The organism is Mycolicibacterium hippocampi, assembly GCF_010723735.1.
Lineage (GTDB): Bacteria > Actinomycetota > Actinomycetes > Mycobacteriales > Mycobacteriaceae > Mycobacterium > Mycobacterium hippocampi.
Genome location: NZ_BLLB01000002.1, coordinates 590,520 through 613,379, shown reverse-complemented (window position 1 = coordinate 613,379; position 22,860 = coordinate 590,520). Strand labels below are relative to the sequence as shown.

Here is a 22,860-nt window from a genome sequence, read left to right as displayed (position 1 = left end):
TCCGATGTGAACGAGCGTGCGCGGTCGCGCGCAGCTCACGGCAGCGGGCTGAACCGCATGGACTCGAGGATGCCGACCGCGGGCGTCGCGGTGCTCAGCGTTGCCACGTCCCGGTTGCCGCAGTCCGCAGGACGTAGTCCTCGAAAGCGCGCGGTTCGCGTCCCAGAACGGAGGCGACGTCGTCGGTCGGATCCGCCAGCAGGCCGCGCTCCATCATCACGAACATCTCGGCGATGTGGTGGGCGTCCTCCTCGGTCAGGCCGTCGTCGACGAGCGCGGCGGCGTATTCGGCGGGGGAGATCTGCTTGTAGGTGATGGGTTGCCCAGAGGCGCGGGCGATCAACTCGACCGCTTCCGCGAAGGTGAGGGCGCGCGGGCCGGTCAATTCGTAGATCTCGCCGGCGTGCCGGCCGGGCTCGGTCAACACCGCGGCCGCGACGTCGGCGACGTCCTCCAAGTCGATCAACGGCTCGGGGACCGTGCCGGCCGGCAACGCGAGTTGACCGGTGAGCAGAGGTGCGTGCCACAGTTCCTCGTCGAAATTCTGGGCAAAGTTGTTGGGCCGCAGGATGGTCCACTCGACGGCCGAAGCGCGTACCGCATCCTCGGCGTCGCGCATGTCCAGTCCGAACTCGGAGTCGCCCCAGGTGTCGGCGCCCCGCCCGGAGAGCAGGACCAGTCGCTGCACCCCTGCGGATTCGGCGCGTTTCACAAACTGGTGCACGGGTCCCACCGTGGCAGGAGCCACCACGTACACGGCAGCTACTCCTTGCAGGGCGGCGTCCCAGCCGGCGGGGTCGGACCAGTCTAACCGGGTCTGGCTGGACCGGGAGGCCGCACGTACCGGGATGCCGCGCAACCGCAGCCGGGCCGCGACCCGTCGGCCGGTCTTGCCGGTCGCACCGAGGACAAGAGTGTTGTTGTTGGTCATGACATCGATTGAACGCCGGCCATGCGGACGCAGCCATAGGTTAAGAGCCGGTTTGCATGTGTATTCGTCTAACCTTGGTTGATGGACGTGTTCGGTGACCTGTTCCGCGGAGTTCGGGCCCACGGCTCGCTGTTCGGTAGCTCCAGCCTCACCGCACCCTGGGCCCTGCACTTCGTCGACGGCGCGCCGCTGACGCTGTGCACAGTTCTCGGTGGGGCCGGCTGGATCGTGCCCGACGACGGTGCGCCGGAGCGGCTGGGCGCCTACGAAACGGTGGTGGTGCGGGGTCCGGCGACCTTCACCTTTGTCGACGAGATCGGCACATCCGCAGAACCGGTCGCCTGCGGCGAGTTCTGCGCCACCCCCGAGCATGGCGGCACCCGGCACCGGCTCGGCTGGAGCGACGACGACGCCGGAAGCGGTGCGACGACCCTGATCGTCGGCGCCTACCCGGTGCGCGGTGAGATCAGCCGCCAACTGCTCGACGTGTTGCCGCCCGTGCTCCGGGTGGAGGCCGGGGGCACCGGCGATGCAGTGCTGGACCACCTCGCCGCGGAGGTGGCGATGGACGTCCCCGGCCAGCAGGTGGTGTTGGATCGGCTGCTGGACTGGATGCTGGTGTGCACGCTTCGCGAGTGGTTCGACCGACCAGGCGGCCGCCCCCGGCGTGGTGGGCCGCCCAGCGTGATCCGGTCGCCGGCGACGCGCTTCGCCTTCTGCACGGCGACCCGGCGGCACCGTGGACGGTGGCAACGCTGGCCGACCGGATCGGGGTGTCGAGGTCGACCCTGGCCAAGCGGTTCACCGAGCTGGTCGGCGAACCACCGCTGACCTATCTGACCCGCTGGCGGATGACACTTGCGGCGGATCTGCTCATCGAACGGCCGGATGCCACGGTCGCGGCGGTGGCCCGCACCGTGGGCTACTCCGAACCGTTCGGATTCAGCGCAGCGTTCAAACGGGTCCGCGGCGTCAATCCCAGCGAGTTCCGCCGTACCGCTACCGCCGCGGCATCTTAATTGACAGCATGCTGTCAGGGATTTTGACGCTATGCTGTCAAGGTGCGCACGACGGTGACACTGGACGACGACACCCTCGCCCTGATCAAACGACGAATGGCAGAGCGCGGGACGTCCTTCAAACAAGCGCTCAACGACGCGATCCGTGAAGGTGCGGCCCAACGGCCGGCCCCGGCGGCTTTTGCCACCCGCACAGCAGACCTGGGTGTGCCGTCGGTGAACCTGGATCGAGCCCTGCAACTGGCCGGTGAACTCGAAGACGAGGAACTGGTCCGAAAGCAGCGGCGCGGCGCATGAAACTGGTCGACGCCAACGTCTTGGTGTACGCGGTCAATTCGGCGAGTGAGCATCACGAGGCAAGTCGGCGGTGGCTGGACCCGGCGTTGTCGGGAGCTGACATCGTCGGGTTGGCGTGGGTCTCGCTGCTGGCCTTCGCTCGGCTCACCACGAAGCACGGCCTGTTCCCTTCCCCGCTCGATCCACGAGACGCGTTGGTCCAGATTCGGGAGTGGTGCGCGGCGCCGAGTGCGGTACTCGTGCAACCGAGCGCCCGGCACGCAGACGTGTTGACCGACCTTCTGACTCAGGTGGGCGCAGGTGGCAATCTCGTCAACGACGCCCATCTGGCGGCGCTGGCCATCGAGCACCGGGGAAGCGTCGTCACCTATGATCGTGATTTCGCCCGATTCGACGGCATCCGTTGGCACACCCCAGAATCGCTCCTGGCCTGACCGGTGTGTGCGACGGGATTTGTCGCCGCGACGGGGCCGGTGGACGCAGTTGTTCGGGCGCGATCCGGCCTGAACCATTGCCGACGTTCGCAATGCTGCGGCAACACAAGCCCGTTAGATTGATCCCCACGCTCAGTGCGGGGTCAATGGAAGGGCAGTTTCGGACACGTGGCCGACGATTCCAGACATGAGCAGCGAGTGCCCGCCGGCGCGGCAGCCAGAACGGTGGTCTTCGCGCTCTACAACAAGGTGACGCTGCAGGATGTGGCGGCGCCGCTGGAGATCTTCGCTCGCGCGAACGACTTCGGCGCGAATTACACCGTGCTTCTGGCCTCCCCGACCGGGGAGGCTGTGGGAACGACGGCTTTCGCGACGCTGAACGTGGACATACCGCTGGCCGAGGTGCCCGGGTCCATCGACACGCTGCTCGTGCCGGGCGGAGTTCCGGCCGACTTCAACTTCACCCCCGGGTTGCACGACATCCCGGAAGAGCCGACGCCCGACGCCGTACCCGACGCCGTGAAGATGGTGCGCGAACTGGCGCCGCGGGCGCGCAGGGTCGCCTCGGTGTGCACCGGCGCGTTCGTCCTCGCGGCCCTCGGGATGCTCGACGGCCGCCGCGCGACCACCCATTGGGCGCACTGCCAGACGCTGGCCGGCGCCTATCCGAACGTGAAGGTCGACCCCGACTCGCTGTTCGTGCAGGACGGTCCGTTCATCACCGGGGCAGGGATCACCGCCGGAATCGACCTGGCGTTGGCGCTGGTGGAGAGTGACTACGGGCCGACCGTCGCCCGCCGGGTGGCGCGCTGGATGGTCGTGTTCCTGCAACGCCCCGGCGGGCAGGCCCAGTTCAGCGTTTGGGCGGAGGCAGCACTGCCGGCGACGGGCGGCCTCCGCGACATCGTGGACTCGGTCATCGCCGACCCGGGCGCCGAGCATTCGACAGCGGATATGGCGGCCCGCGCGGCGGTGAGCGAGCGGCATCTGGTGCGGATGTTCCGCGATCAGGTCGGAACGACGCCCGCCCGGTTCGTCGAGCAGGCGCGACTGGAGGCCGCAAAGGTGCTCCTGGCCACCGGGGACCAGAGCCAGGAGGCCGTCGCGCGGCGTGCCGGGTTCGGCACCCCGGACACCATGCGGCGCACCTTCCGTCGCAACCTCGGCGTTTCTCCCGGCGTGTACCGAAATCGCTTTCGTACCACCGGAATCGACCAGTAGCGACCTGTCAGGCGCCCGATGCCGTCGCATCTGGGATGCGGCGCCCCGCGAGGTGATCGCGAACCCGGGCGCCAGAACTCAGGCCGCTGCGCCGGGCCGCCGCGTGAAAGGACTCGCCCGCCAGGACCAGGCTGACGGCGTTCTCCAGCCGGACCTCCTGGACGTACTGCCGAAGCGTCACCCCGACCTGCGCCTTGAACAGTCGGGCGAGATGGCGAGGACTGATACCGAGTCGGGCTGCCACCGTCTCGAGTTCGTAGTGCCCTGCCGGTTCGGCGTTGACCGTGGCGAGCAATCGGTCGAGCTCCGGGTGTTTGGGCCGGGGCGTCCGGGCGGCCACGGAGATCTGCGGATCACCCTCCATGCGTCTGCTGAGCACGACCATGTCTTTCGAGATCTCCTGGGCCATGCCCGCGCCGTAGTCGTCGCTGACCAGAGCCAACGCGAGATCGATGCCGGCTGCGACGCCCGCGGAGGTCCAGACTGCGCCGTCTCGGGTGTACACCGAGTCGCGGTCGATGAGCACCGACGGGTGTCGCGCGGCGAACGTGTCGAGGTGTCGCCAATGGGTGGTCGCCCGCCGACCGTCCAGCAGACCCGCCGCGGCCAACGCGAATGACCCTGCACAGACTGAGGCGATCCGGGCGGACTGTGGTGCCTGAGAGCGGATCATCTGTTGTAGATGCTGCGGAACACCCTCGGTCACAAGGAAATCGCCGCCGGGCACCAGAAGCGTGTCGAGTCGGGAGGGCAGGGCGGACGCAGGAGCGGCGTCGAGCGAGAACCCTGACGAGCACCGGATCGACGAGGAACCGGTCGTCGTGTAGAGCCCGACCGAATAGGCGCATCCCAGAGCCCGAGCCACGTCGAAGACTTCCAGCGGCCCGGTGACATCCAGGGTCCGCACCCCGTCGAACACAAGCATCGCGACGCACCGTGGCCGGCGGTCGCTGACGAGATGCATTGCACTAGCCTGGGTTACCACAGCCACCCCGCGCGCGCCGATGTCCGGAATTGCGCACGACCTGTCCGTGTCGGTCGGGTCGCTCGCGGCGGCTCGGGCCTGCCGGCCGGAATGTCCTGTTCTGTGCAAAAGATGTCCATGTCGGCCGTCGACCGAAAAGCCTGCGTTACTGCCCGGAAACACGGCGCGCTCAACGTTGTCCACGGGCTTGACGGTGGGCCCGGCGTCGGCATCGCTACTCGAAGCGTCTCGACGTCTCGATCACGTCGACTAGGCAAGGTGGAACTGAATGGATTCGCGGTCTGCGCTCACGGTGAGCATCGGTGTGCTCGGCGGGGTCGCGGTGGCCTTCACCGCCGCCGTGATCACCGTCCCGATCTGGGTGGTGTTCCTTGCATGGGCGTCCTTCTTCTTCGTCGGTGGTGGTGCCACCGGCTGGGTGCGCTCGGTGCTGTCGAATCTGGCGGGCGTCGCCATCGCCTGCGGGAGTCTGTACGCAGCGCATCTGCTCGGTGGCGGTCTCCTGCTCACCGCCGTCGCCGTGGGCGTCGGCAGCGCGGTGATGGTGCAGGCGTCCTGGGTCGACATTCTCGCCACCACGCCGGCTGTGGTGGTGGGGTTCGCCTCCACGGTGTCCACGGTCGCGGGGACCGGACAGTTGGTCACCGCGACGAGCATCTCCCACCCCGGGCTCGTGGCAGCGGTCGCCTGCGTGCTGGGCGCGACGTTCGGGATCGCCTCGGAGTACCTCGCGAAAGTGATGACCAAGTCGCCGACGGCTCCGGCTGCCGGTGCTGAAACGAAAGGCGCGACGGCATGAAGTTGCAGCACTATCTGGGCGGACTCGAGGGCCTGCCCCAGCCGCTGAGCCTCGAGAAGCGAGTGTTCGTCGAAGAGTGGGAGAAGCGGATCTTCGGCATCCACGTCGCGATGATGGGGCTGAGCAACCACCTCGGTTCAGCACTGCCCGAGTACCCGATCGCCGATGTGCCGACCAAATTCCGCGACGAATGGACCTGGGCGGACCTGCGTACCGGCGCCGAGGGGATGAACCCGTTCGACTACTTCAAGTTCCGCTACTACGAGAAGTGGCTCGGCGGCATCACCCAGTTCTTCATCGACAAAGGCTATGTGTCCGAAGACGAGATCCAGTCACGGCTCGGTGATTCCGCGCTGTCCTCCAGCGAGGCCGACGTCCCGGCGATCGACGATCAGGTGATCGACTACCTGCGTCGCGGCGACAGCCCCCGGCGCGATGTGGCACACCCGAAGTTCGCGGTCGGGCAGACGGTGCGCATCACCAACGTCCCGGCCGGAGCTCACACCCGCCTGCCCGGCGCGCTGCGGACGAAGATCGGCACGGTCACCCGCATCTTCGAAGGCGACTACGGCTACTTCGTCCACACCGGTGACGGCATCGGTGACCCGATGCCGATCTACATCGTGGAGTTCACCCCGGAGGAACTCTGGGGCGTGCGCGCCGAGCCCGGCGCCAACAGCTTCTATGCCGAGTTGTTCGAGGCCTATCTCCAACCCGTCCAGGAGGACCAGTGAGTGAGCAGTTCGCCTACCCATCCGATCGTGAGCAGTCCAGTGCCGAGAAGGTCACCGCATTGGAGAACCTTCTGGTCGAGAAGGGGATCATCACCAGCCAGACCGTCGACAAGGTGCTGTCCTACTTCGAGTCCGAGATGACACCGCTCAACGGCAAGAAGATCGTCGTCAAGGCCTGGCAGGATCCGGAGTTTGCGGCACGCGTCGTCGTCGATACGCCGGCGGCGATCGCCGAGCTGGAACTGCCCGACGGCATGGCCGGCGCCGAGGGGGAACACCTGCAGGCCGTCGCCAACGTGCCCGGTGTGCACAACCTGATCATCTGCACGTTGTGTTCGTGCTTCCCGTGGCCGGTTCTGGGCCTGCCGCCCTACTGGTACAAGGATCCGGTGTTCCGCTCGCGGGCAGCGCGCGAACCCCGAACCGTGTTGGCCGAGGTGGGCGTCGAGCTCGCCGATGACACCGAGATCAAGGTCTGGGATTCCAGCGGGCACTCCCGGTGGTTCGTCATCCCCGAACGCCCCGCCGGCACAGAGGGATTCACCGACGAGCAGCTGATGGACCTGGTCACCACCGAATCCATGATCGGTGTCGCACTGGCGGGGCAGCAGTCATGACACTGCACGAAACCTGCACCACCGACCAGGCCGCCCCGTCGTTCGACCACGAATGGCAGCGCCGGGCGTTCGGGCTGGCGCTGGCCCTCTCGGAGTTCGGCCACTATCAGTGGAGCGAATTCCAGCAGAGCCTGATCGACACGATCGGGAGCTGGGAGGCCGCGCCGGAAGCCGTGCGTGGCGAATGGGAGTACTACGACCACTGGGTGGCAGCGCTCGAAGACGTCGTCCAACAGCGGGAAATCCTCACCGCCCCCGTGATCACCGACGACGGCGACCACGCCGTGGCCGACGACCACCACTGACTCGCCGAGAAGAAAGGTCCACCGATGCACATAGAACCCGGAGTTGTCGAAGGGTCGAAGATCGTCCTGAGTTACCTCACCGCCGGCGGGGTCGGCGCCTACGCGTTGACCTCGGCATGGAAGCACATCAAAGAGCGTGGCTCGGCGTCGCTGGTTTTCGGTGCCGTCGCGTCGACGGCGATGGTGTTCGTGTTCTTCCAGGTGTTCCCACATTTCCCGGTGGGAGTTTCCGAGGTCCACTTGATCCTGGGGTCGACGCTGTTCCTGTTGTTCGGCGCAGCGCCGGCGGCGTTCGGGCTTGCTCTGGGGCTGCTGATCCAGGGTGTGCTGGTCGCACCCTTCGACCTTCCGCAGTTCGGCATGAACGTCACCACGTTGCTGGTGCCGTTGTTCGCACTGCAGTTCGTGGCGGGCAGGACCATCGCACCCAAGACTGCCTACGTCGACTTGAAATACCGCCAGGCGCTGGGGCTCTCAGCGACCTACCAGGCCGGGATCGTGTCCTGGGTGTCGTTCTGGGCGCTCTACGGTGAGGGTTTCAGCGCCGAAACGGTTGCCAGCCTGGCCACGTTCGGCATCGCCTACATGTCGGTGATCATCCTCGAACCACTGGCCGACCTGGCGGTGCTGGCCGGCGCCAAGACTCTGCACCGGTTCAGGGACGCGGCGTGGCTGGAGCCCCGCCTGTTCGCGCCTGCCTGACCGGTCCGGCATTCACCACCGAGGGCCGCTTCCCGGGTACTCCCCGGCAGGCGGCCCTTCGGGGTCGCGTCACTCCAGTACGAACACCGGGATCAGGCGGTCGGTCTTGGTCTGATACTCGGCATAGGGTGGGTAGGCCTGGACGGCGAGCTCCCACCAGTGCTCACGTTCGGCTCCGTCCACCTCGCGCGCGGTCAGCTCCACGACCTTCTCGCCGTCCTGGGCCGTGACCTGGGGGTGGGCCTTCACGTTGTGGTACCAGGACGGATGCTGGGGGTCGCCTCCCTTGGAGGCCACCATGGCGTACCGGCCGTTCTCTTCGACGCGCATCAGCGGTACGTAGCGCTTCTTGCCGGACTTCGCGCCGGTGGTGGTGAACAGCACGACGGGACGGCCCATGATCTCGACGCCGTCGGTGGTGCCCTGCTCCAGGATGCGTTCGGTCTGTTCGCGAACCCAGTCCGTCGGGCTCAATTCGCCGTGTTCAGTCACGTCGTGCTCCAACACTTCTCGGCGCGGTGGTTATTCCGCCGCGGGGTTCAGCGCGCCCGCCACTGCGGCGGACGCCGGTCGCGCCAGGCCTGCAGGCCTTCAGCGACGTCTTCGGTCGCTCCCGCCACCTTACGCATGGTCTCGCCGAAGCGAACAGACTCGACCCAGCCCATGTCGGCACTGCGCCACGCCACCTCCTTGGTGGCGCGCTGCGCCAGCGGGGCCGCCTCGGTCAGGGTCCTTGCCCAGGCCTGCGCCTCGGCCTGCAGGTCGCCGGGTTCGACCAGCTTCCAGATCAACCCGATCTCTTTGGCCCGCTCGGCGCTCATCGGTTTCCCGGTCAGCAGCAACTCCATCGCGTTCGCCCACCCGACCCGGTGGGGCAGGCGGATCGCTCCGACGATGGTGGGCACGCCGAGCGTCACCTCGGGGAAGCGGAAGCTGGCCTCGGTGCTGGCGATCACGAAGTCGCAGAACAGCACCCCGGTTAGGCCGTAGCCGATACACGGACCGTGCACGGCGGCGATGGTCGGCTTGAACAGCTCCATTCCGCTCTCGAAGGAGTTGACGGTGGGCTTCTCCCAGAACGTGCCACCGAATGTGCCCACCGCCCCGGCGCCGTCCTTGAGATCCCCGCCGGCGCAGAAGACCTCTCCGTTCGCGGTCAGGATCCCCACCCAGGCGTCCTCCTCCTCGCGGAACCGGTCCCAAGCCGCGTTGAGCTCGTCGCGCAGCGCACCGTTGATCGCGTTGCGGGCGTCGGGCCTGTTCAGGGTGATGGTGGCGACGTGGTCTTCCAGCTCATAGGTGACGAGGCTCATGGCTGGACCCTAGTTCCCGGGAGGGTGGGGAGTCTCCCGGAACGCGGCGGTCACCTCGGCCACCCGCGGGTCGGTGCGCAACTGCTCCAGGGTCACCGGCAGCGGGAGCCGCCAGTTCGGGTATTCGTCGACGGTTCCGGGAAGATTCGGTTGTCGTGGCTCGCCGACCACGTCGTACGGTGAGACGAGCTTGAGCTGACTCGGCGTGGCGGCCAACAACCGGTGCATCGCGACGATGATGGCCGATTCGTCGGGTTCGGAAGCGTCGTCCAGCAGACCCTCGGAGCGCAACAGCGCCAGCCACTCGGCGCGTTCCCTGTCCGCGTTGTCCTGCTCGGCGGCGACATCGTCGAGCAGACCGAGGTCCGCGCGGACCCGCACATGCTCCCCGCGCAGGAACCCGGCCGCGGTGGGCAGGTCATGGGTCGAGAGGCTGGCCGCCGCCCGCGGCGGCCAGTTCGCCGGCGTCAACAACGGTCCGCCCGGTGCGGACTGATCCCGGGTGAACCATCCCACCGCGCATCCCAGCATTCCGTTGTCGGAAAGTGCCTGCGTGACTTCCGGTTCCACCGTTCCCAGATCCTCACCGACGACGGTGGCGGCGGAGCGATGGGCTTCCAGCGCCAGCACTGCGAGCATCGTGTCGGCGTCGTAGTGGACATAGGTGCCGCGGTCCGGACCGTCGCCCGGCGGTATCCACCACAGTCGCCACAGGCCTGCGACGTGGTCGATACGCAACCCATCGGCATGGGAGAGGACAGCCCGCAGCATGTCCCGAAGTGCGGCATATCCGGTGGCGGCCAGGCGATCCGGACGCCACGGCGGCAGGCCCCAATCCTGGCCACGCGGGGTGAAGTTGTCCGGAGGAGCCCCGACACTGACACCGGTGGCGAGGACATCGGCCAACGCCCACGCGTCAGCACCGTCGGCATCCACTCCGACCGCGAGATCGTGAAGCACCCCCAGCGCCATTCCGGCGTCCCGGGCGGTCTGTCGGATGGCGGTCAACTGTTCGGCGCACCGCTGCTGTACCCAGGCGTGGAAAGCCACCCGTGGGGCCAGCTCTCGGCGGGCGGAGGCGACGGCCGACCCGGCGACGTCGCGCAGCGGCTGCGGCCACCGGCTCCAGCGCCCGCCGTGCCGCTCGGCCAGCGCACAGTAGGTGGCCCAGTCCCGCAACCCGTCGGTCGCAGCCGGTCCATCCAGAGGATCGGGGCGTCCCTGGGCGCGCCAGAGCAACTCCAGCGCAGCGCGTTTGGCGGCCCACACCAGGTCGTGGTCGATCCTGTCGGTGCTCGCCGAGACTCGCAGCGCGTCCACCTCGGCACGGGTGTCCGGGTCGGTTTGACGGTAGGCCTCGGTGTCCTCGATGCGCAGGGCGAGCGGGTTGGCGAACCGCCTGCTGGAGGGGGTGTAGGGGGACGGCTGCACCGGATGTGTCGGTCCCGGCGCGTGCAGCGGGTTGAGCAGTACCGCTCCGGCGCCGTGTTCGCGGGTGGTCCAGTCGACGAACTCACGCAGATCGCCCAGGTCGCCGATCCCCCAGGAACGAGCCGACCGCAGGGCGTAGAGCTGCAGCATCCAGCCCCAGGTGGCCGGGGCGGTCGGTACTTTCGGCGGCGCTGCCACCAACGTCGACTCCTGACCGTCGCGGGTCTGCAACCGGTACCAACCCGGAGCCAGGTCAGCGGGCAGCGCGTCGCGCACCGCGGTGGTGGTGCCGTCCTCGGACACGAGCGCGGCGGCGCCTGCCAAGGATCGGGGGCGCCCGTCCAGGCGGACGGCAACGGTGGGTGCGAGGGTGCCGGCGCGGTCCCGCTCGGCCAGCCGGGTCAGCTCTCGACGTCGCGCGGCCTCGGTTGTCGCGTCGACGTCGAGCAGACCCAGCACCCGGACCACCACCTCGGAATCGACTTCCACCAGTTCACGTCGCTCATTGCGGTACGTGGTGGCCACGCCGTGTGCCGCGGCCAGCTCGCGAAGCTCCTCGGCGATCACGCGGCGTGCTGGAATTCGCGCGGGGCGCCGGGGGTCACGGCTCGCGCCGGCTGCCAGCGAAACACACCTGCGCCCTGCGCATAGGACAGATGTCCGCCCAGCGCGCCGCCCACGCCGATCGCCGCCAGCCCCAGGAAGGTGTAGACACGTGCCGCCCGGGGCCGATCCCGGCGGTAGGCCCGGTAGGCCAGCGAGAACACCAGTACTCCGACGAGGTTCGATGCGGCGTGCACCAGGCCCACCCGTTGCTGGCGTCGGTCCAGCAGCGGGTAGTCGGCCCACCCCGCCAGGGCGGTAGGCGGAGCCATAGCCAAGCCGACGGCCACGAGTCGCCGGGCCGTGGTGACGTCCTTGAAGAGCACGTCAAAAACCGCCGACGCCGTCCACGTGCCGACCGGGACCGTGACCAGAAGCGGGTGCACCCGATGACCGAGCCAAGACCCCCGCAGCGCCCGGGCGAGGCCACGGCGGTCGATCACCCGGTCGGCAAGGTCGGCGGCGGCATCAGCCGGCCGGTCGAGGGACTTCATACGTTCAACGCGACGCAAGACATCGTGCAGGTTCATGGCAGGGCTCTACCCCGCCGGCAGGGATTCAACCCCGCGCCCATCCGGGGAGGTTATGTCGAGTGATGACGGGCATACCAGACGTTGTGGTGCTCGATGAAGTGATGGTTCTGCTTTCCCAGAGCGAGAGTGAAAGGTGGTCCGAGTGCAGATCGAAGTAACGTTTGTCGGTAATGCGACCACGCTAATCTCCTGTGGCGGTCTCACGGTGCTCACGGATCCGAACTTCTTGCATCAGGGGCAGCGTGCCTACCTCGGCTACGGTTTGGTGTCCAAACGGCGGCGCTCGCCCGCTCTGGAGATCGAACAGTTGCCCCCGGTGGACGCGGTCGTGCTCTCTCACATGCACGGTGACCACTGGGACCGTGAGACGCAGCGTCGGCTCGACCGCAGCCTGCCGATCATCACCACCGACCACGCCGCAAGGCGGCTGCGACGTCGAGGATTCAACGCCGCAGTCGGCTTGGCTACCTGGGACAATCGCCGACTCGACAAGGGCCGGACGCGCCTGACGATGACCGCGCTACCCGGCCGGCACGCACCGACGCCGCTGCATCGGCTTCTACCCCCTGTGATGGGGACCATGCTGGAGTTCGGAGATGTCGACGACGCAGTTCAGCGACGGCTGTATGTCTCAGGTGACACCCTGGTGTTCGACGGACTCCACGACATCCCGGTGCGCTTCCGGACCATCGATGCCGGTGTCTTGCATCTCGGTGGCACCCGACTTCCGGCCGGCGACCGGCTGTCGTTGGGCCTCACGGTCACCATGGACGCACGGCAGGGCGCCGATGCCGTCGAGCTACTCGGTCTACCAAAGGTGGTCCCGGTCCATTTCGACGACTACAGCGTGTTCGCTTCGCCGCTGGAGGACTTCCTCGGTGAGATGAGACGCCGCGGTATCGGTGACCGTGTCGTCGAGGTGGAGCGGGGACGCTCGGTCACCGTTTAGGTGCCGGATCCCCGGGTATCACCCGTCCACCACCGCGGTCGCAGCCCCGACCGCAATGTTCTTCACGGGTGCTATACACGAAAGGCTTTGACGGATGGATGCTTTGACATTTCTGCGCGAAGATCACGAGAGCGTGCTCGGGATGCTCGATGTGCTCGACGGTGCGCCCGCGGGTGCCGGGGCCCAAGCGAGTGGACTCGAAACCATGGTGACCAACCTTGTCATCGCCGAGTCCAAACACGAAGCCATCGAGGAGCAGTTCTTCTGGCCCGCGGTGCGCAATGCACTGGAGGATGGCGACATGCTGGCGGACAGGGCCATCGAGCAGGAGCAGGCCGGTAAGGCGTTGTTGCAGCGACTGGAGGACGGTGCACCGGGTGAGCCGGAGTACCAGCAGGCGTTGCAGGAGTTCGTGAAGCTCGGTCGTGCGCACATCGAGTTCGAACAAGCGGAGGTCTGGCCGAAGTTGCGAACCGCCATGAGCCAAGAGGAACTCGAAGAGCTCGGCTCCAAGTTGGAGCTGGCGAAGAAGGTGGCTCCCACCCGGCCACACCCGGATACACCGTCTGACTCCCTCGTGCAGAAAACGATGGGAACCGGGGCTGCGCTGGTAGACCGGCTGCGTGACAATGTCAGCGGCCGAGCGGCGGAGGATCCGCCGGACCCGCAGATCCACTGATTCTCGATCACAGCGATGGCCGGCACCGATTCGGTGCCGGCCATCGCGCTACGGGCTTGTTTCAGGAAAGAGGCGACCGCTGCTCGTGGGTGAACGGCTTCTCGGCGTCGACCGCCGGGCTGCCGGTCGGGTTGTTGGCTGCTCCGGTGTTTTCGCGAATATCGCTGCCCAGCCAGTCAACGGGCTTTTCGACGTAGTCCCATTCCATCCCTTGCGGCCAAGGTCCCTGCCCTTCGTTCCACGGACCGCGAACCGATTCGCCGCCTCCGTCGGACATGTTGAACGCCAGGTTCTGGAACCGGGGGTCGCCGGCCAGCGTTCCCGGTGGAAAGTTGACCGGCAGCTCGTTCAGCGCGGCGGTGAACTGTTGATAGTGCGCAACTTCGCGGGTCATCAGGAAGGTCAGCGTGTCCTGCACACCGGGATCGTCGGTGAACTGCTTGAGGTACTCGTAGACGATCTTTGCTCGCGACTCCGCGGCGAGGTTGCTCCGCAGGTCGACGGTCGGGTCTCCGTTCGCGTTGACGAACGTGCCGGACCAGGGTGTGCCTGCGGAGTCACGCACGTCCGGTCCGCCTCCGGTCAGCGCGAAGAACAGCGGATTCACGGCCACCTGGTGGATGGCCTGCTCACGGCCGTCGCGGGTGGAAACCGCAGGCATCCAGTCGCATCGCTCGTTGGCCAACTTCAGGTCATCGTTGAGGCCGTCGAGCAGCATCGTGATCATGTTGCCGACCATCTCGAGATGGCTCAACTCTTCGGTGGCGATGTCCATGAAGAGGTCGTACATCTTCGGGTTCTTGCGGCGTAACACGAAAGCCTGTGTGAAGTACTGCATGGCAGCCTTCAGTTCGCCGTTCGCTCCGCCGAACTGCTCCTGCAGCAGTGTGGCGAAGCGTGGGTCGGGTGCCTCGACCCGTACCTCGAACTGAAGGTCCTTGTTGTGGATGAACATGGTGCTCCTCGGGGGCTGATTGCCTGGACCTCATCGAGCTACCCGAGATGAGTTCGGCGAAACCTGGGCCGAGTTCAAATCTCCTGCAAACGGTTTGGCGCCACGCAGAATCCGCCACCCAGCGGCACAGGCGCCGGGTGGCGGACTCTCATCTCTGCGATCCCTGGGATCAGGGGTTACTCGTGTCGGTCGACGTGGACGTGCCGACTGCCCCGGCACGGGTGCGCATGGCGTCGCGCCCGAGGGCGGCGCCGAGTCCGATCATCCCGACGGCCAGGCCGAAGTGCAGCCAGTTGTCGGCGGTGTTGACCGGCACGAAGTTGGCCGCGCTGTTCTGGTCGATGATCAGCCCGTAGATCCACAACACGGCGTAGATGGCTCCGCCGCCGATCAGGTAGAGCCGTGCCGCGTTGAATGTCCGTGCCATGGCGACCCCCGCGACACCGAAGGCGAGGTGGACGATGTTGTGCAGCACCGAGACGGCGAAGATCCCCAACAGCATTGCGCCTGAGTGGTGCCCGGCAAAGCTGAGCTCGCCGTAATTGGTGGTGACACCGGGGATGAACCCCATGACACCGACGGCCAGGAAGACGACGCCGACGATTAGGGCGGTCAGTTGGACGGGGGTCCGGCTGCGGGCTATACCGCTACCGCCGGTGGATTCGTGTGTAGACATGGCTGTTCCTTCTGAGTACGAGTTTTCCATTCAGGCCGGCGCGGTACTCGACCGGCCCGACCGTTTGCTACCCGCCGCGGTTCGAAGCAAACCCCGGACGCGGGTTCGAATTCCCGTTCCTCCGGCGGCATGCGAAGTGGCACAGCCAGCAGGCGAAGTGGGTCTCTACCGTTCGGTCACGGCTCCCTCGTTCGCGAAGTCACCCACACTCGTGCCAAGCCACCCTTGGGTTGGCGATGCACTCGCGCGATGCGAGGGCTCTGCGGAACTGCCCGTCGCGTTAGCGCGGCCAGAACCGATCCTGCATTATCTGCACCTCAGTCGTGGCCAATTGATCACCGCCGATCAGCCCATCGACGTCAGCAGATGCCGGCAGGCCTGCTCGCAGCGCCGGCAGACCTCGGCGCAGATCCGGCAGTGCTCGTGCATCTCGGCATGCTGAGCGCAATCCTCTGCACAGGCATGACAGGCAGTGGCGCAAGCCTGCAGCACCGCGGCCGCCACGTTGGCGTCATAGCCGGTGCGGCGAGACAGGACCGCACCCGTGGTGGCGCAGATGTCCGCGCAATCGAGGTCGGTCCGGATACACGTGGCGAGGTCGGCGACCGAATCCTCAGCCAGGCACGCGTCGGCGCAGGCCGTGCATACCTGGGCGCATTCGTAACAGGCGTCGATACACGCGGCGAACGCCGCCGTGTCGATCCCGCCGATGCTTGAAGGGTAACTCTGCAACATATCGCTGGCTGTGCTCATCTCGTCCTCCATCTGGTTGTCGGTTATTTCCGGCCGGCCAGTGGTAGCCGGCCGCGACCGGTGCTCACGGCTTCCATCGCAACTGCGGCGTAAAAACTGACGACCGCCAACACCAGACCCACGACCCCGGCCACGGTCATCCACGTATCACCGCCGGCGATTTCGGCGATGCCGCTGACGAAGAAGCGGACCGCCGTGGTCACCATGACCACGGCGGCGATCGGCGGCCCCGTACCGGCCAGCGCTGGTACCAGCATGGCGGCGCCTGAGCAGAGCAGCACGACCCCGAGTGGGTCGCTGGGTTGCACCGAACCGGTGACCATCGTGGTGACCGCCACCGCAGCCCAGGTACCTGCGAGGAGCCCCATTGCGGTCCCCACCGTGGTGTTACCGCTCGCGAAGCCCAGTACCGCGGCGACAACCTGCGCCCACACCGTGACGGTGAGGACGCCGACCGCCACCGGGGCGGCGTTGTCTGCCGGCAGCCAGCCCAGTTGCACGGCGGCGTAGAGGGACGTCGCCGTGAAAAGCGCGAGGAAGCCCAGTGGCAACGGCGATGCCCTGGTGACCGGCCGTTGTGTCGTCTCCACGCCGCTCGGCTACCCGAAGCGCCGCCGTCCAAACTGTTGCACGCGTGCAAGTGTTTCGAGGCGAATGGTATGGGTAGGCGAACGTCATGCCCCGTACTGCAGACAGTGGCGATGCGCCCCACCGGATTGTCGAGCCGTGGGGAGCGCGCACTCCCTACGGCGCGGGTGATGGTTGGCCCGATCGCGTCGATGTGCAGCTGGAAGAGGGATTGTCCGAGAGCGAGGTCGACGATTGGGTGCAGTCGGCTGCGGTCCTGCATTCCAACGGCGACGGGCTCGACATCGCGGTGAAGGACGGCCGAATCGTCGGAGTGCGTGGCCGGGACGTGGACCGGGTCAACCGCGGACGACTCGATGTGAAGGATCTCTTCGGCTGGCGCGCCAACCATGCAGAAGACCGGCTGAAAAGGCCGATGATCAGGCGTGACGGCGAGTTGGTCGAGACCGACTGGGACACTGCGATGAGTGCGGTGGTCCAGCGCAGCAAAGATTTGCTGACCACCGCCGGTCCGAGTGCCTTCGGCTTCTACACGTCTGGGCAGTTGTTCCTGGAGGAGTACTACACCCTCGGGGTGATCGCGCACGGCGCGATCGGTACGAACCACGTCGACGGCAACACCCGGCTGTGTACGGCGACAGCCGCCGAAGCACTCAAGGAATCTTTCGGGTGTGACGGGCAGCCCGGCTCCTATTCCGACGTCGACCATGCCGACGCCATCGCGTTGTTCGGGCACAACGTCGCGGAAACACAGTCGGTGTTGTGGATGCGAATGCTCGACCGCCTGGCTGGACCTGACCCCCCGGCGATCCTCTGCGTGGATCCGCGGCCCACACCCGTCGCACGCCACGCCACCGTACACCTGGCACCGCTGCCCGGAACGAACGTGGCGCTGATGAATTCGCTGCTGCACGAGATCATCCGCAACGACTGGCTAGATCGTGACTACGTCACCGAACACTCCGTCGGCTTCGAGGAGCTACGAAAGCGCGTCGAGGAGTTCCCGCCCGAACGAGCAGCTGAGATCTGTGATGTCGCCGCCGACGACATCCGCGCGGGCGCGAGGCTTCTGGGCACCGCGGACAAACTGCTTTCGACGGTGCTGCAGGGCTTCTACCAGTCACATCAGGCTGCCGCCGCATCGGTACAGGTCAACAACATCCACATACTGCGTGGCATGCTGGGAAAGCCGGGCTGCGGAATCCTGCAGATGAATGGCCAGCCGACGGCGCAGAACACCCGGGAATGCGGCGCCGACGGTGATCTCGCGGGATTCCGCAACTGGGCCAACGACAGCCACATCGCCGAACTGGCGGAGCTGTGGAACGTCGAGCAGAGCCAGATTCCGCACTACGCACCGCCGACTCATGCGATGCAGATGTTCCGTTACGCCGAACAGGGAACTTTGCGGATGTTGTGGATCACCGCAACCAACCCGGCGGTATCGCTACCGGAGCTGCGCCGCATCCGCGAAATCCTTTCCCAGGAAAGGCTGTTCGTCGTCGTGCAGGACATCTTCCGCACCGAGACCGCAGAGTTGGCCGACGTCGTGCTTCCGGCCGCGGCGTGGGGGGAGAAGACCGGCACCTTCACCAACGCCGATCGCACCGTCCACCTGTCGGAGAAAGCGATCGAGCCTCCCGGACAGTCACGGGCGGACCTGGACATCCTGCTCGACTACGCACGGCGAATGGACTTCCGCGACAAGGACGGCAATCCGATGCCGCCGTGGACCGATGCCGAGACGGCGTTTGCGGCTTGGCAGCGTTGCAGCGCGGGGCGACCGTGTGACTACACGGGTCTCAGTTATGAGAAGCTGCGCGACGGAAGCGGTATCCAGTGGCCTTGCAACGACCAAAACCCCGAAGGCACGGAACGGTTGTACGCAGAAGGCCGCTTTTGGGCGGATCCGGACTACTGCGAGGCCTACGGCAAAGACCTCATCACGGGTGCACCGCTCGAACCGACCGAGTATCGGGCCCTCAACCCCGCCGGAAAGGCCGTCATCAAGGCGGCGGAGTACCTCAAGCCGCACGAGTTCCCCTCGCAGGACTACCCGTTCGCGTTGATCACCGGCCGGACCCTCTACCACTTTCACACCCGCACCAAGACGGGTCGCACACCGCAGTTGCAGGCTGCGGCCCCCGAAGTGTGGGTGGAGATGTCGTCGGGCGACGCCCGCAGGAACGGGATCGCCGAAGGAGACCTCGTCACGGTGAGCACGCCACGCGGTTCGGTGACCGCGGCGGTCAGAGTATCCGGGATCCGCGACGGCGTTCTGTTCTTGCCGTTCCACTACGGCTACTGGGACAGTGACGACGCTGAAGGACACCACCGCGCCGCCAACGAACTGACGCTCACCGACTGGGACCCGGTGTCCAAGCAGCCGATCTTCAAAACCGCTGCGGCACAACTACATCGCGTCCGAGGCGGCAATGGTCGCGCCCTGGCGCCGACCACTGCTGCTTCGGCACCCGTTGCTCCCGATAGGAGGACATGATGGCGAAGATCGCCCTGGCACTGCGGGAACTGCACCGCTCCGAGCTCCGGCTGACCCGCTCGCTGGAGGCGATCGCGGCGCGCCACCACAGCGATCACGGCATTTACCATGTGGCGACGGACCTGGCGCAGTGGTCACGGGAACATGTGGCCCTCGTCGCCGACACCGGCGATCACTATGGTGTGCGGCTTCGTGCCCACCCCCGTACCGCAGCTGTCACCGAATCGGCCCAACGCTGGATCAGCGACCGGCTCGGCCGTCGCCCAGAACCCGCATTGCTTCTGCTGGCCGATCTGCGGCGGTTGCACCGGTTGGCCGCAGGGGTGTCGCTTGACTGGGAGCTGTTGGCGCAGGGGGCGCAGGCAGTCAAAGATCCGAGTCTCCTCGAGGTCGCGCAGCGCTGTCACCCCCAGGCGCTGCGCCAGATGCGTTGGGCGAACGCCATGCTCAAGGAGCTGTCCCCCCAAGCGCTGGCCAGTTGAAGGGCCCGGCGCCGGTATCCCGTACCGAGAGTCGAATCAGGAGGAGTTTTGCCAAGAGGAGATGTGCATACCGTCAAGAAGAACGGCCGCTGGATCAATGAGGTCGAAGGCAACACCCGAGCCTCCAACACTGCGCGCACGAAGCGCGAAGCGCAGGGTCTGGGTCGCGAGATGGCGATCCACCGTGGCGTCGAACACTTCATCCACAACGAAGACGGACGGATCGGTGAGCGGAACACCTACCCGAGAAGCCGTGACCCGCGCTCGATACCCGGCTGACCCCGTCTCGATGGGAACGGTGCGGGCACGATGTTCATGAGCCATCTCGTCGGCCGCCTCAAACAGGCGTTCCCAGCGGTCGACATCACCCGCGAGACCGCGCTCGTCCTGGTGAAGAGCGTGATCGCGGGCACTGTGGCCTGGACTCTCGCGACGCACGTGTTACACGCCACCTACGGCACCTTCGCAGCGTTCGCCGCCATGCTGCTGATGCACCACACCATCTCGGAATCGGTGGTGAAGGCACTCCACTACACGGCCGCGGTCCTCGTCGGGATCGCAGTGGTGGGCGCCGTCGTGCTGCCCGCGGGGCCCAAGGTGTGGCTGTTCCCCGTCATCCTGGCTGTGACGCTGACCGTAGGTCGGTGGCAACGGCTCGGAAGCCAGGGTTTCAATGTCACCGTGGCGGCGGTGTTCGCCTACGGCGTGTTCGCGATGCCCGACGACGGCAAGCCACCGCTGGCCCTGATCTGGGACCTGGCGGCGATGGTTCTGTTGGGAGCGGCCGTCGCCGTCGTCACCAACCTGTTGATCGCGCCTCCACTGCGGTACCGCAGTGCTGCCGACGCCGTCGACGGCTATTGCGACTCGACGAGCCAGCTGTTGGAGGACATCGCCGCCGGGCTCACCGACGGCGCGCCTGAAGGCAACGCCGCGCGCGACTGGCAGCGGCGCGCAGACGAGTTGCCCCGGGCGGCGGCGCAGACCCGAAGCGCCGTCGACCACGCATGGGAGACCTCCAAACTCAATCCGCGGCGGCTGCTGGTTCGAGACCACAGCACCTTTGACGGCTACCGGGTCACGATTCACGGGGTCGAGCGAATAGCCGAGCAGCTCAGGTCGGTCACGGCAGGCTTGGTGCGCGTGTCCTGCGAGGACTCCGCTGAAGACGACAACGCTGCTGAAGACGACAACGCTGCTCCGCAGGCGTCCCCGCGCGGTCAATTCCTCCGCAACTATGCCGGCCTGGTCACCGCGGTGTGCAGCACCGTCGCCAGTGCCGGGGCGATCCACACCGTCGACGACATTCGACGGCGGGAGCCGCTGGCTGATGAGGCCGGCAACTGCCGGTCTGCCCTGCAAGCACTCGGCAGTGCGGCCGATGCTCAGCGACTCGACATGCCGGACCGGTGGGCGATCTACGGGGCGCTGTACACCGACGCGCAGCGGTTGTGTGAAGAGGTGCAGTGGCTGAGGGAAGCGCTGGGTGAAGCGGCCCGGACGCTGCGATGAGCCGACTCCACCGTCACCGGGCTGAGGGGCGGCGGCGGCCGCTCCCGGCCCAAGCTTGCTCGTTCCTGTCCCGTCGCGCGGCTTCATCCGCGCGGTCCTGGGCCCAGAGTTCGTCGAAGGTCTTTCCCGGCCGGACACCGGGGACACGGTTCATGACGCCGCTGAGCCACCGCGGTGCTGCCACCGGTTCCCACTGAGGCAACGCGCCACTGAGCATGAAGAGACTCTTGAGCACCACGAAGGTGCCGAACAGGGCGCCCGGCGCGTCGGTCACCGCGATCCCGGCGAGCCCGACGATGAGCGTGAGATGGACGACAGCAACCCGGCCGAGACCGAGCTGGGCAGTCTGTTCGATCTGACGGAACGACCAATCGCGCAGAGTCGGCAGATCCACCACAAAATCCACCACGATCAGAACCAGCACGATGGCGCATCCGAGTCCGGCACTGCGCCAGTCGATCTCGGCCAGGTTGCTGTTGCTGGTGTGGTCGAGCAACAACAGAATCACCCCGAGGAACACCGCGTGGGCGGCGCAGAAGGCCAGGCTGGTGACGGCGAAACCCGAGACGAAGGAAGGCCCCTGCGAACCACGCCGTTGCGCATCCGGCGCGTCATACCTGTAGTGGCCGCGGCGCGGGCTCCATCGCCGGTGGAGCAGGGCCCTGGCCGCGATGAACACACACGCCGCCACGTTCTCGAACCAGTAGACGAGCAGCGTGGTGGCCCCAGACCAGTCGCCGACGAACCAGCCGATGAACGGCACCGCGACCACGGACAACAGCGTCAGCAGATGAACCGAGCGGGCCACGTCGTGATGGTGGCACACGGCGGCCATCCGGTCTCGTCACGCCGTGTCCGTAGAAGGTGACACTCGGGCCGGAATGTGTCACGGTCCCACCCGCCGTATACCGTCCAACCATGAATCCGGTATCGATAATCACGGGCGGCGCCGGCGGCATGGGTCTGGCCACGGCAAAGATCGTCGGCCGGGATCACACGGTGCTCCTCTGTGACAACAGGCAGGAACGCCTGGACGCCGCCGCGGGCGCATTGAAAGATCTCGGGGTGGCGCATGCCGCCGTCAACTGTGACGTCACCGACCGGCAGGCAGTCGAGCAGCTCTTCGAGACCGCTGCCGGCCTCGGGGCGGTCGCGTCGGTGATCCACGCCGCCGGAGTCAGCCCCAGCATGGGCGGCGCCGACTACATCATCAGAACCAACGCGCTCGGCACGCTCAACGTCGGCGAGGTCTTCTGCGAAACGGCCGCCGAGGGCGCCGCGATCGTCAATGTGGCGTCCATGGCGGCGCACATGCTGCCCGAGGAGATCGTTCCGACGGCGAAGTTCCCGCTGGCGCTGCAGGACCAGAACGCCTTCATGGCGGAGATGATGTCGGCGTGCAGCGTGGCGCCAGAGGAAGGGCGTTCGGGGTTGGCCTATGCGCTGAGCAAGTGTTTTGTCAGGTGGTACAGCTCCTCGCAGGCCGAAAGGTTCAACGGCCGTGGCCTGCGCATCGTCTCGGTCTCCCCGGGATCGGTCGACACCGAGATGGGCAGGCTGGAGGAGCAGGCCGGGGCCGGTGCGATGGTCACCGATGCCGCGGTCCCGCGGTGGGGCAAGCCCGAGGAGATGGCCGAGCTGTTCGCCTTCTGCGTCAGCGACAAAGCCGGTTACCTCACCGGCACCGACATCCTCAACGACGGCGGCGTGATCGCCTCGATGAGGGAGCGAGCCAGGGTGGCCGCCGAAGGATCACAGTCATAACAACGGGTCCAGCCGTCTTCATCCAATCTTCATCCGACAACGGGCAGACCCACATGTGGCCGGCGAAAGGTGAGAGGG

Annotated in this window: 26 protein-coding genes and 1 pseudogene; 16 read left to right on the top strand and 11 right to left on the bottom strand. The window is 66.8% G+C overall.

All coding sequences use genetic code 11. The features are described 5' to 3' along the window. Nucleotides 1-94 precede the first annotated feature (94 nt). Complete coding sequence (locus G6N53_RS03990; RefSeq protein ID WP_163887339.1) at nucleotides 95-931, bottom strand: NAD(P)H-binding protein; 837 nt, start codon at nucleotides 929-931, stop codon at nucleotides 95-97. Nucleotides 932-1,012: 81 nt separating this feature from the next. Here G6N53_RS03990 and G6N53_RS03985 point away from each other — a divergent pair. From G6N53_RS03985 to G6N53_RS03970, 4 genes and pseudogenes are all read left to right on the top strand, one after another. Beyond that, nucleotides 1,013-1,950, top strand: a pseudogene (locus G6N53_RS03985) (AraC family transcriptional regulator). Between the two features lie 42 nt (nucleotides 1,951-1,992). Beyond that, complete coding sequence (locus tag G6N53_RS03980) at nucleotides 1,993-2,247, top strand: ribbon-helix-helix protein, CopG family (RefSeq protein WP_163887338.1); 255 nt, start codon at nucleotides 1,993-1,995, stop codon at nucleotides 2,245-2,247. Then, a complete protein-coding gene (locus G6N53_RS03975) occupies nucleotides 2,244-2,681 on the top strand; it encodes a type II toxin-antitoxin system VapC family toxin (RefSeq protein ID WP_163887337.1) in 438 nt (145 codons plus the stop codon). Before G6N53_RS03980 ends, G6N53_RS03975 begins: the two co-directional genes overlap by 4 nt. Nucleotides 2,682-2,849: 168 nt before the next feature. Next, complete coding sequence (locus G6N53_RS03970; protein WP_163887336.1) at nucleotides 2,850-3,902, top strand: GlxA family transcriptional regulator; 1,053 nt, start codon at nucleotides 2,850-2,852, stop codon at nucleotides 3,900-3,902. Nucleotides 3,903-3,909: 7 nt separating this feature from the next. Here G6N53_RS03970 and G6N53_RS03965 read toward each other — a convergent pair whose 3' ends face one another. Further along, the gene (locus G6N53_RS03965) at nucleotides 3,910-4,827 is read right to left on the bottom strand and encodes a GlxA family transcriptional regulator (protein ID WP_237166382.1); all 918 of its coding nucleotides are present in this window, start codon (nucleotides 4,825-4,827) and stop codon (nucleotides 3,910-3,912) included. 328 nt (nucleotides 4,828-5,155) lie between these two features. On the opposite strand from G6N53_RS03965, the gene G6N53_RS03960 reads away from it, so the two are divergent. From G6N53_RS03960 to G6N53_RS03940, 5 genes are read left to right on the top strand one after another with little or no spacing between them, the layout of a single operon-like run. Next, nucleotides 5,156-5,686, top strand: coding sequence for a DUF1097 domain-containing protein (locus G6N53_RS03960; protein ID WP_163887334.1), 531 nt, complete (start codon nucleotides 5,156-5,158; stop codon nucleotides 5,684-5,686). After that, nucleotides 5,683-6,420 (top strand): nitrile hydratase subunit beta, encoded by a 738-nt coding sequence (nthB, locus tag G6N53_RS03955; protein WP_163887333.1) that lies wholly within the window; start codon nucleotides 5,683-5,685, stop codon nucleotides 6,418-6,420. The genes G6N53_RS03960 and nthB overlap by 4 nt, the downstream gene beginning before the upstream one ends. Then, nucleotides 6,417-7,037 (top strand): nitrile hydratase subunit alpha, encoded by a 621-nt coding sequence (nthA, locus tag G6N53_RS03950; RefSeq protein ID WP_163887332.1) that lies wholly within the window; start codon nucleotides 6,417-6,419, stop codon nucleotides 7,035-7,037. Before nthB ends, nthA begins: the two co-directional genes overlap by 4 nt. Then, nucleotides 7,034-7,342 (top strand): nitrile hydratase accessory protein, encoded by a 309-nt coding sequence (locus G6N53_RS03945; protein ID WP_163887331.1) that lies wholly within the window; start codon nucleotides 7,034-7,036, stop codon nucleotides 7,340-7,342. Before nthA ends, G6N53_RS03945 begins: the two co-directional genes overlap by 4 nt. Nucleotides 7,343-7,366: 24 nt before the next feature. Further along, a complete protein-coding gene (locus tag G6N53_RS03940) occupies nucleotides 7,367-8,044 on the top strand; it encodes an energy-coupling factor ABC transporter permease (RefSeq protein ID WP_163887329.1) in 678 nt (225 codons plus the stop codon). 69 nt (nucleotides 8,045-8,113) lie between these two features. On the opposite strand, the gene G6N53_RS03935 is transcribed toward G6N53_RS03940, so the two are convergent. The 4 genes from G6N53_RS03935 to G6N53_RS03920 are packed head-to-tail and all read right to left on the bottom strand — an operon-like array spanning nucleotide 8,114 to nucleotide 11,885. After that, nucleotides 8,114-8,536: a nitroreductase family deazaflavin-dependent oxidoreductase gene (locus tag G6N53_RS03935; protein WP_163887327.1), complete on the bottom strand. Its 423-nt coding sequence runs from the start codon at nucleotides 8,534-8,536 to the stop codon at nucleotides 8,114-8,116. Between the two features lie 47 nt (nucleotides 8,537-8,583). Beyond that, nucleotides 8,584-9,357, bottom strand: coding sequence for an enoyl-CoA hydratase/isomerase family protein (locus tag G6N53_RS03930; RefSeq protein WP_163887325.1), 774 nt, complete (start codon nucleotides 9,355-9,357; stop codon nucleotides 8,584-8,586). 9 nt (nucleotides 9,358-9,366) lie between these two features. Beyond that, nucleotides 9,367-11,355, bottom strand: a complete 1,989-nt coding sequence (malQ, locus tag G6N53_RS03925) for a 4-alpha-glucanotransferase (RefSeq protein WP_237166380.1) — start codon at nucleotides 11,353-11,355, stop codon at nucleotides 9,367-9,369. Next, nucleotides 11,352-11,885, bottom strand: a complete 534-nt coding sequence (locus tag G6N53_RS03920; RefSeq protein ID WP_308206994.1) for a DUF2231 domain-containing protein — start codon at nucleotides 11,883-11,885, stop codon at nucleotides 11,352-11,354. Before G6N53_RS03920 ends, malQ begins: the two co-directional genes overlap by 4 nt. A gap of 181 nt (nucleotides 11,886-12,066) precedes the next feature. On the opposite strand from G6N53_RS03920, the gene G6N53_RS03915 reads away from it, so the two are divergent. Beyond that, nucleotides 12,067-12,873, top strand: a complete 807-nt coding sequence (locus G6N53_RS03915; protein WP_163887321.1) for an MBL fold metallo-hydrolase — start codon at nucleotides 12,067-12,069, stop codon at nucleotides 12,871-12,873. A gap of 94 nt (nucleotides 12,874-12,967) precedes the next feature. Next, a complete protein-coding gene (locus G6N53_RS03910) occupies nucleotides 12,968-13,552 on the top strand; it encodes a hemerythrin domain-containing protein (RefSeq protein WP_163887319.1) in 585 nt (194 codons plus the stop codon). Nucleotides 13,553-13,613: 61 nt separating this feature from the next. Here the strand turns inward: G6N53_RS03910 and G6N53_RS03905 are convergent, their stop codons facing one another. The 4 genes from G6N53_RS03905 to G6N53_RS03890 all read right to left on the bottom strand — a co-directional run bounded on the left by G6N53_RS03905 (nucleotide 13,614) and on the right by G6N53_RS03890 (nucleotide 16,526). After that, nucleotides 13,614-14,507, bottom strand: coding sequence for a manganese catalase family protein (locus G6N53_RS03905; protein WP_163887317.1), 894 nt, complete (start codon nucleotides 14,505-14,507; stop codon nucleotides 13,614-13,616). 169 nt (nucleotides 14,508-14,676) lie between these two features. Continuing rightward, complete coding sequence (locus G6N53_RS03900; protein ID WP_163887316.1) at nucleotides 14,677-15,183, bottom strand: DUF4383 domain-containing protein; 507 nt, start codon at nucleotides 15,181-15,183, stop codon at nucleotides 14,677-14,679. Nucleotides 15,184-15,528: 345 nt separating this feature from the next. Continuing rightward, nucleotides 15,529-15,936 carry a four-helix bundle copper-binding protein gene (locus G6N53_RS03895; RefSeq protein ID WP_163895427.1) on the bottom strand — a complete coding sequence of 136 codons (408 nt, stop codon included), beginning with the start codon at nucleotides 15,934-15,936 and terminating at the stop codon, nucleotides 15,529-15,531. Nucleotides 15,937-15,959: 23 nt separating this feature from the next. Next, the gene (locus G6N53_RS03890; RefSeq protein WP_163887314.1) at nucleotides 15,960-16,526 is read right to left on the bottom strand and encodes an acetate uptake transporter family protein; all 567 of its coding nucleotides are present in this window, start codon (nucleotides 16,524-16,526) and stop codon (nucleotides 15,960-15,962) included. An 86-nt stretch (nucleotides 16,527-16,612) separates the two neighbouring features. Between G6N53_RS03890 and G6N53_RS03885 the strand changes: the two genes are divergently transcribed. The 4 genes from G6N53_RS03885 to G6N53_RS03870 all read left to right on the top strand — a co-directional run bounded on the left by G6N53_RS03885 (nucleotide 16,613) and on the right by G6N53_RS03870 (nucleotide 21,018). Beyond that, the gene (locus tag G6N53_RS03885) at nucleotides 16,613-19,024 is read left to right on the top strand and encodes a molybdopterin oxidoreductase family protein (RefSeq protein WP_163887312.1); all 2,412 of its coding nucleotides are present in this window, start codon (nucleotides 16,613-16,615) and stop codon (nucleotides 19,022-19,024) included. After that, nucleotides 19,024-19,506, top strand: coding sequence for a hypothetical protein (locus G6N53_RS03880; RefSeq protein WP_163887310.1), 483 nt, complete (start codon nucleotides 19,024-19,026; stop codon nucleotides 19,504-19,506). The genes G6N53_RS03885 and G6N53_RS03880 overlap by 1 nt, the downstream gene beginning before the upstream one ends. A gap of 63 nt (nucleotides 19,507-19,569) precedes the next feature. Beyond that, nucleotides 19,570-19,785 (top strand): DUF2188 domain-containing protein, encoded by a 216-nt coding sequence (locus tag G6N53_RS03875; RefSeq protein ID WP_237166378.1) that lies wholly within the window; start codon nucleotides 19,570-19,572, stop codon nucleotides 19,783-19,785. A gap of 30 nt (nucleotides 19,786-19,815) precedes the next feature. Further along, nucleotides 19,816-21,018 carry an FUSC family protein gene (locus G6N53_RS03870; protein ID WP_205390276.1) on the top strand — a complete coding sequence of 401 codons (1,203 nt, stop codon included), beginning with the start codon at nucleotides 19,816-19,818 and terminating at the stop codon, nucleotides 21,016-21,018. 13 nt (nucleotides 21,019-21,031) lie between these two features. Here G6N53_RS03870 and G6N53_RS03865 read toward each other — a convergent pair whose 3' ends face one another. After that, nucleotides 21,032-21,826 (bottom strand): DUF6498-containing protein, encoded by a 795-nt coding sequence (locus tag G6N53_RS03865; protein ID WP_163887304.1) that lies wholly within the window; start codon nucleotides 21,824-21,826, stop codon nucleotides 21,032-21,034. A gap of 110 nt (nucleotides 21,827-21,936) precedes the next feature. On the opposite strand from G6N53_RS03865, the gene G6N53_RS03860 reads away from it, so the two are divergent. Next, on the top strand, nucleotides 21,937-22,782 hold the full coding sequence (locus G6N53_RS03860; protein ID WP_163887303.1) for an SDR family oxidoreductase: 846 nt from the start codon (nucleotides 21,937-21,939) through the stop codon (nucleotides 22,780-22,782). Nucleotides 22,783-22,860 lie beyond the last annotated feature (78 nt).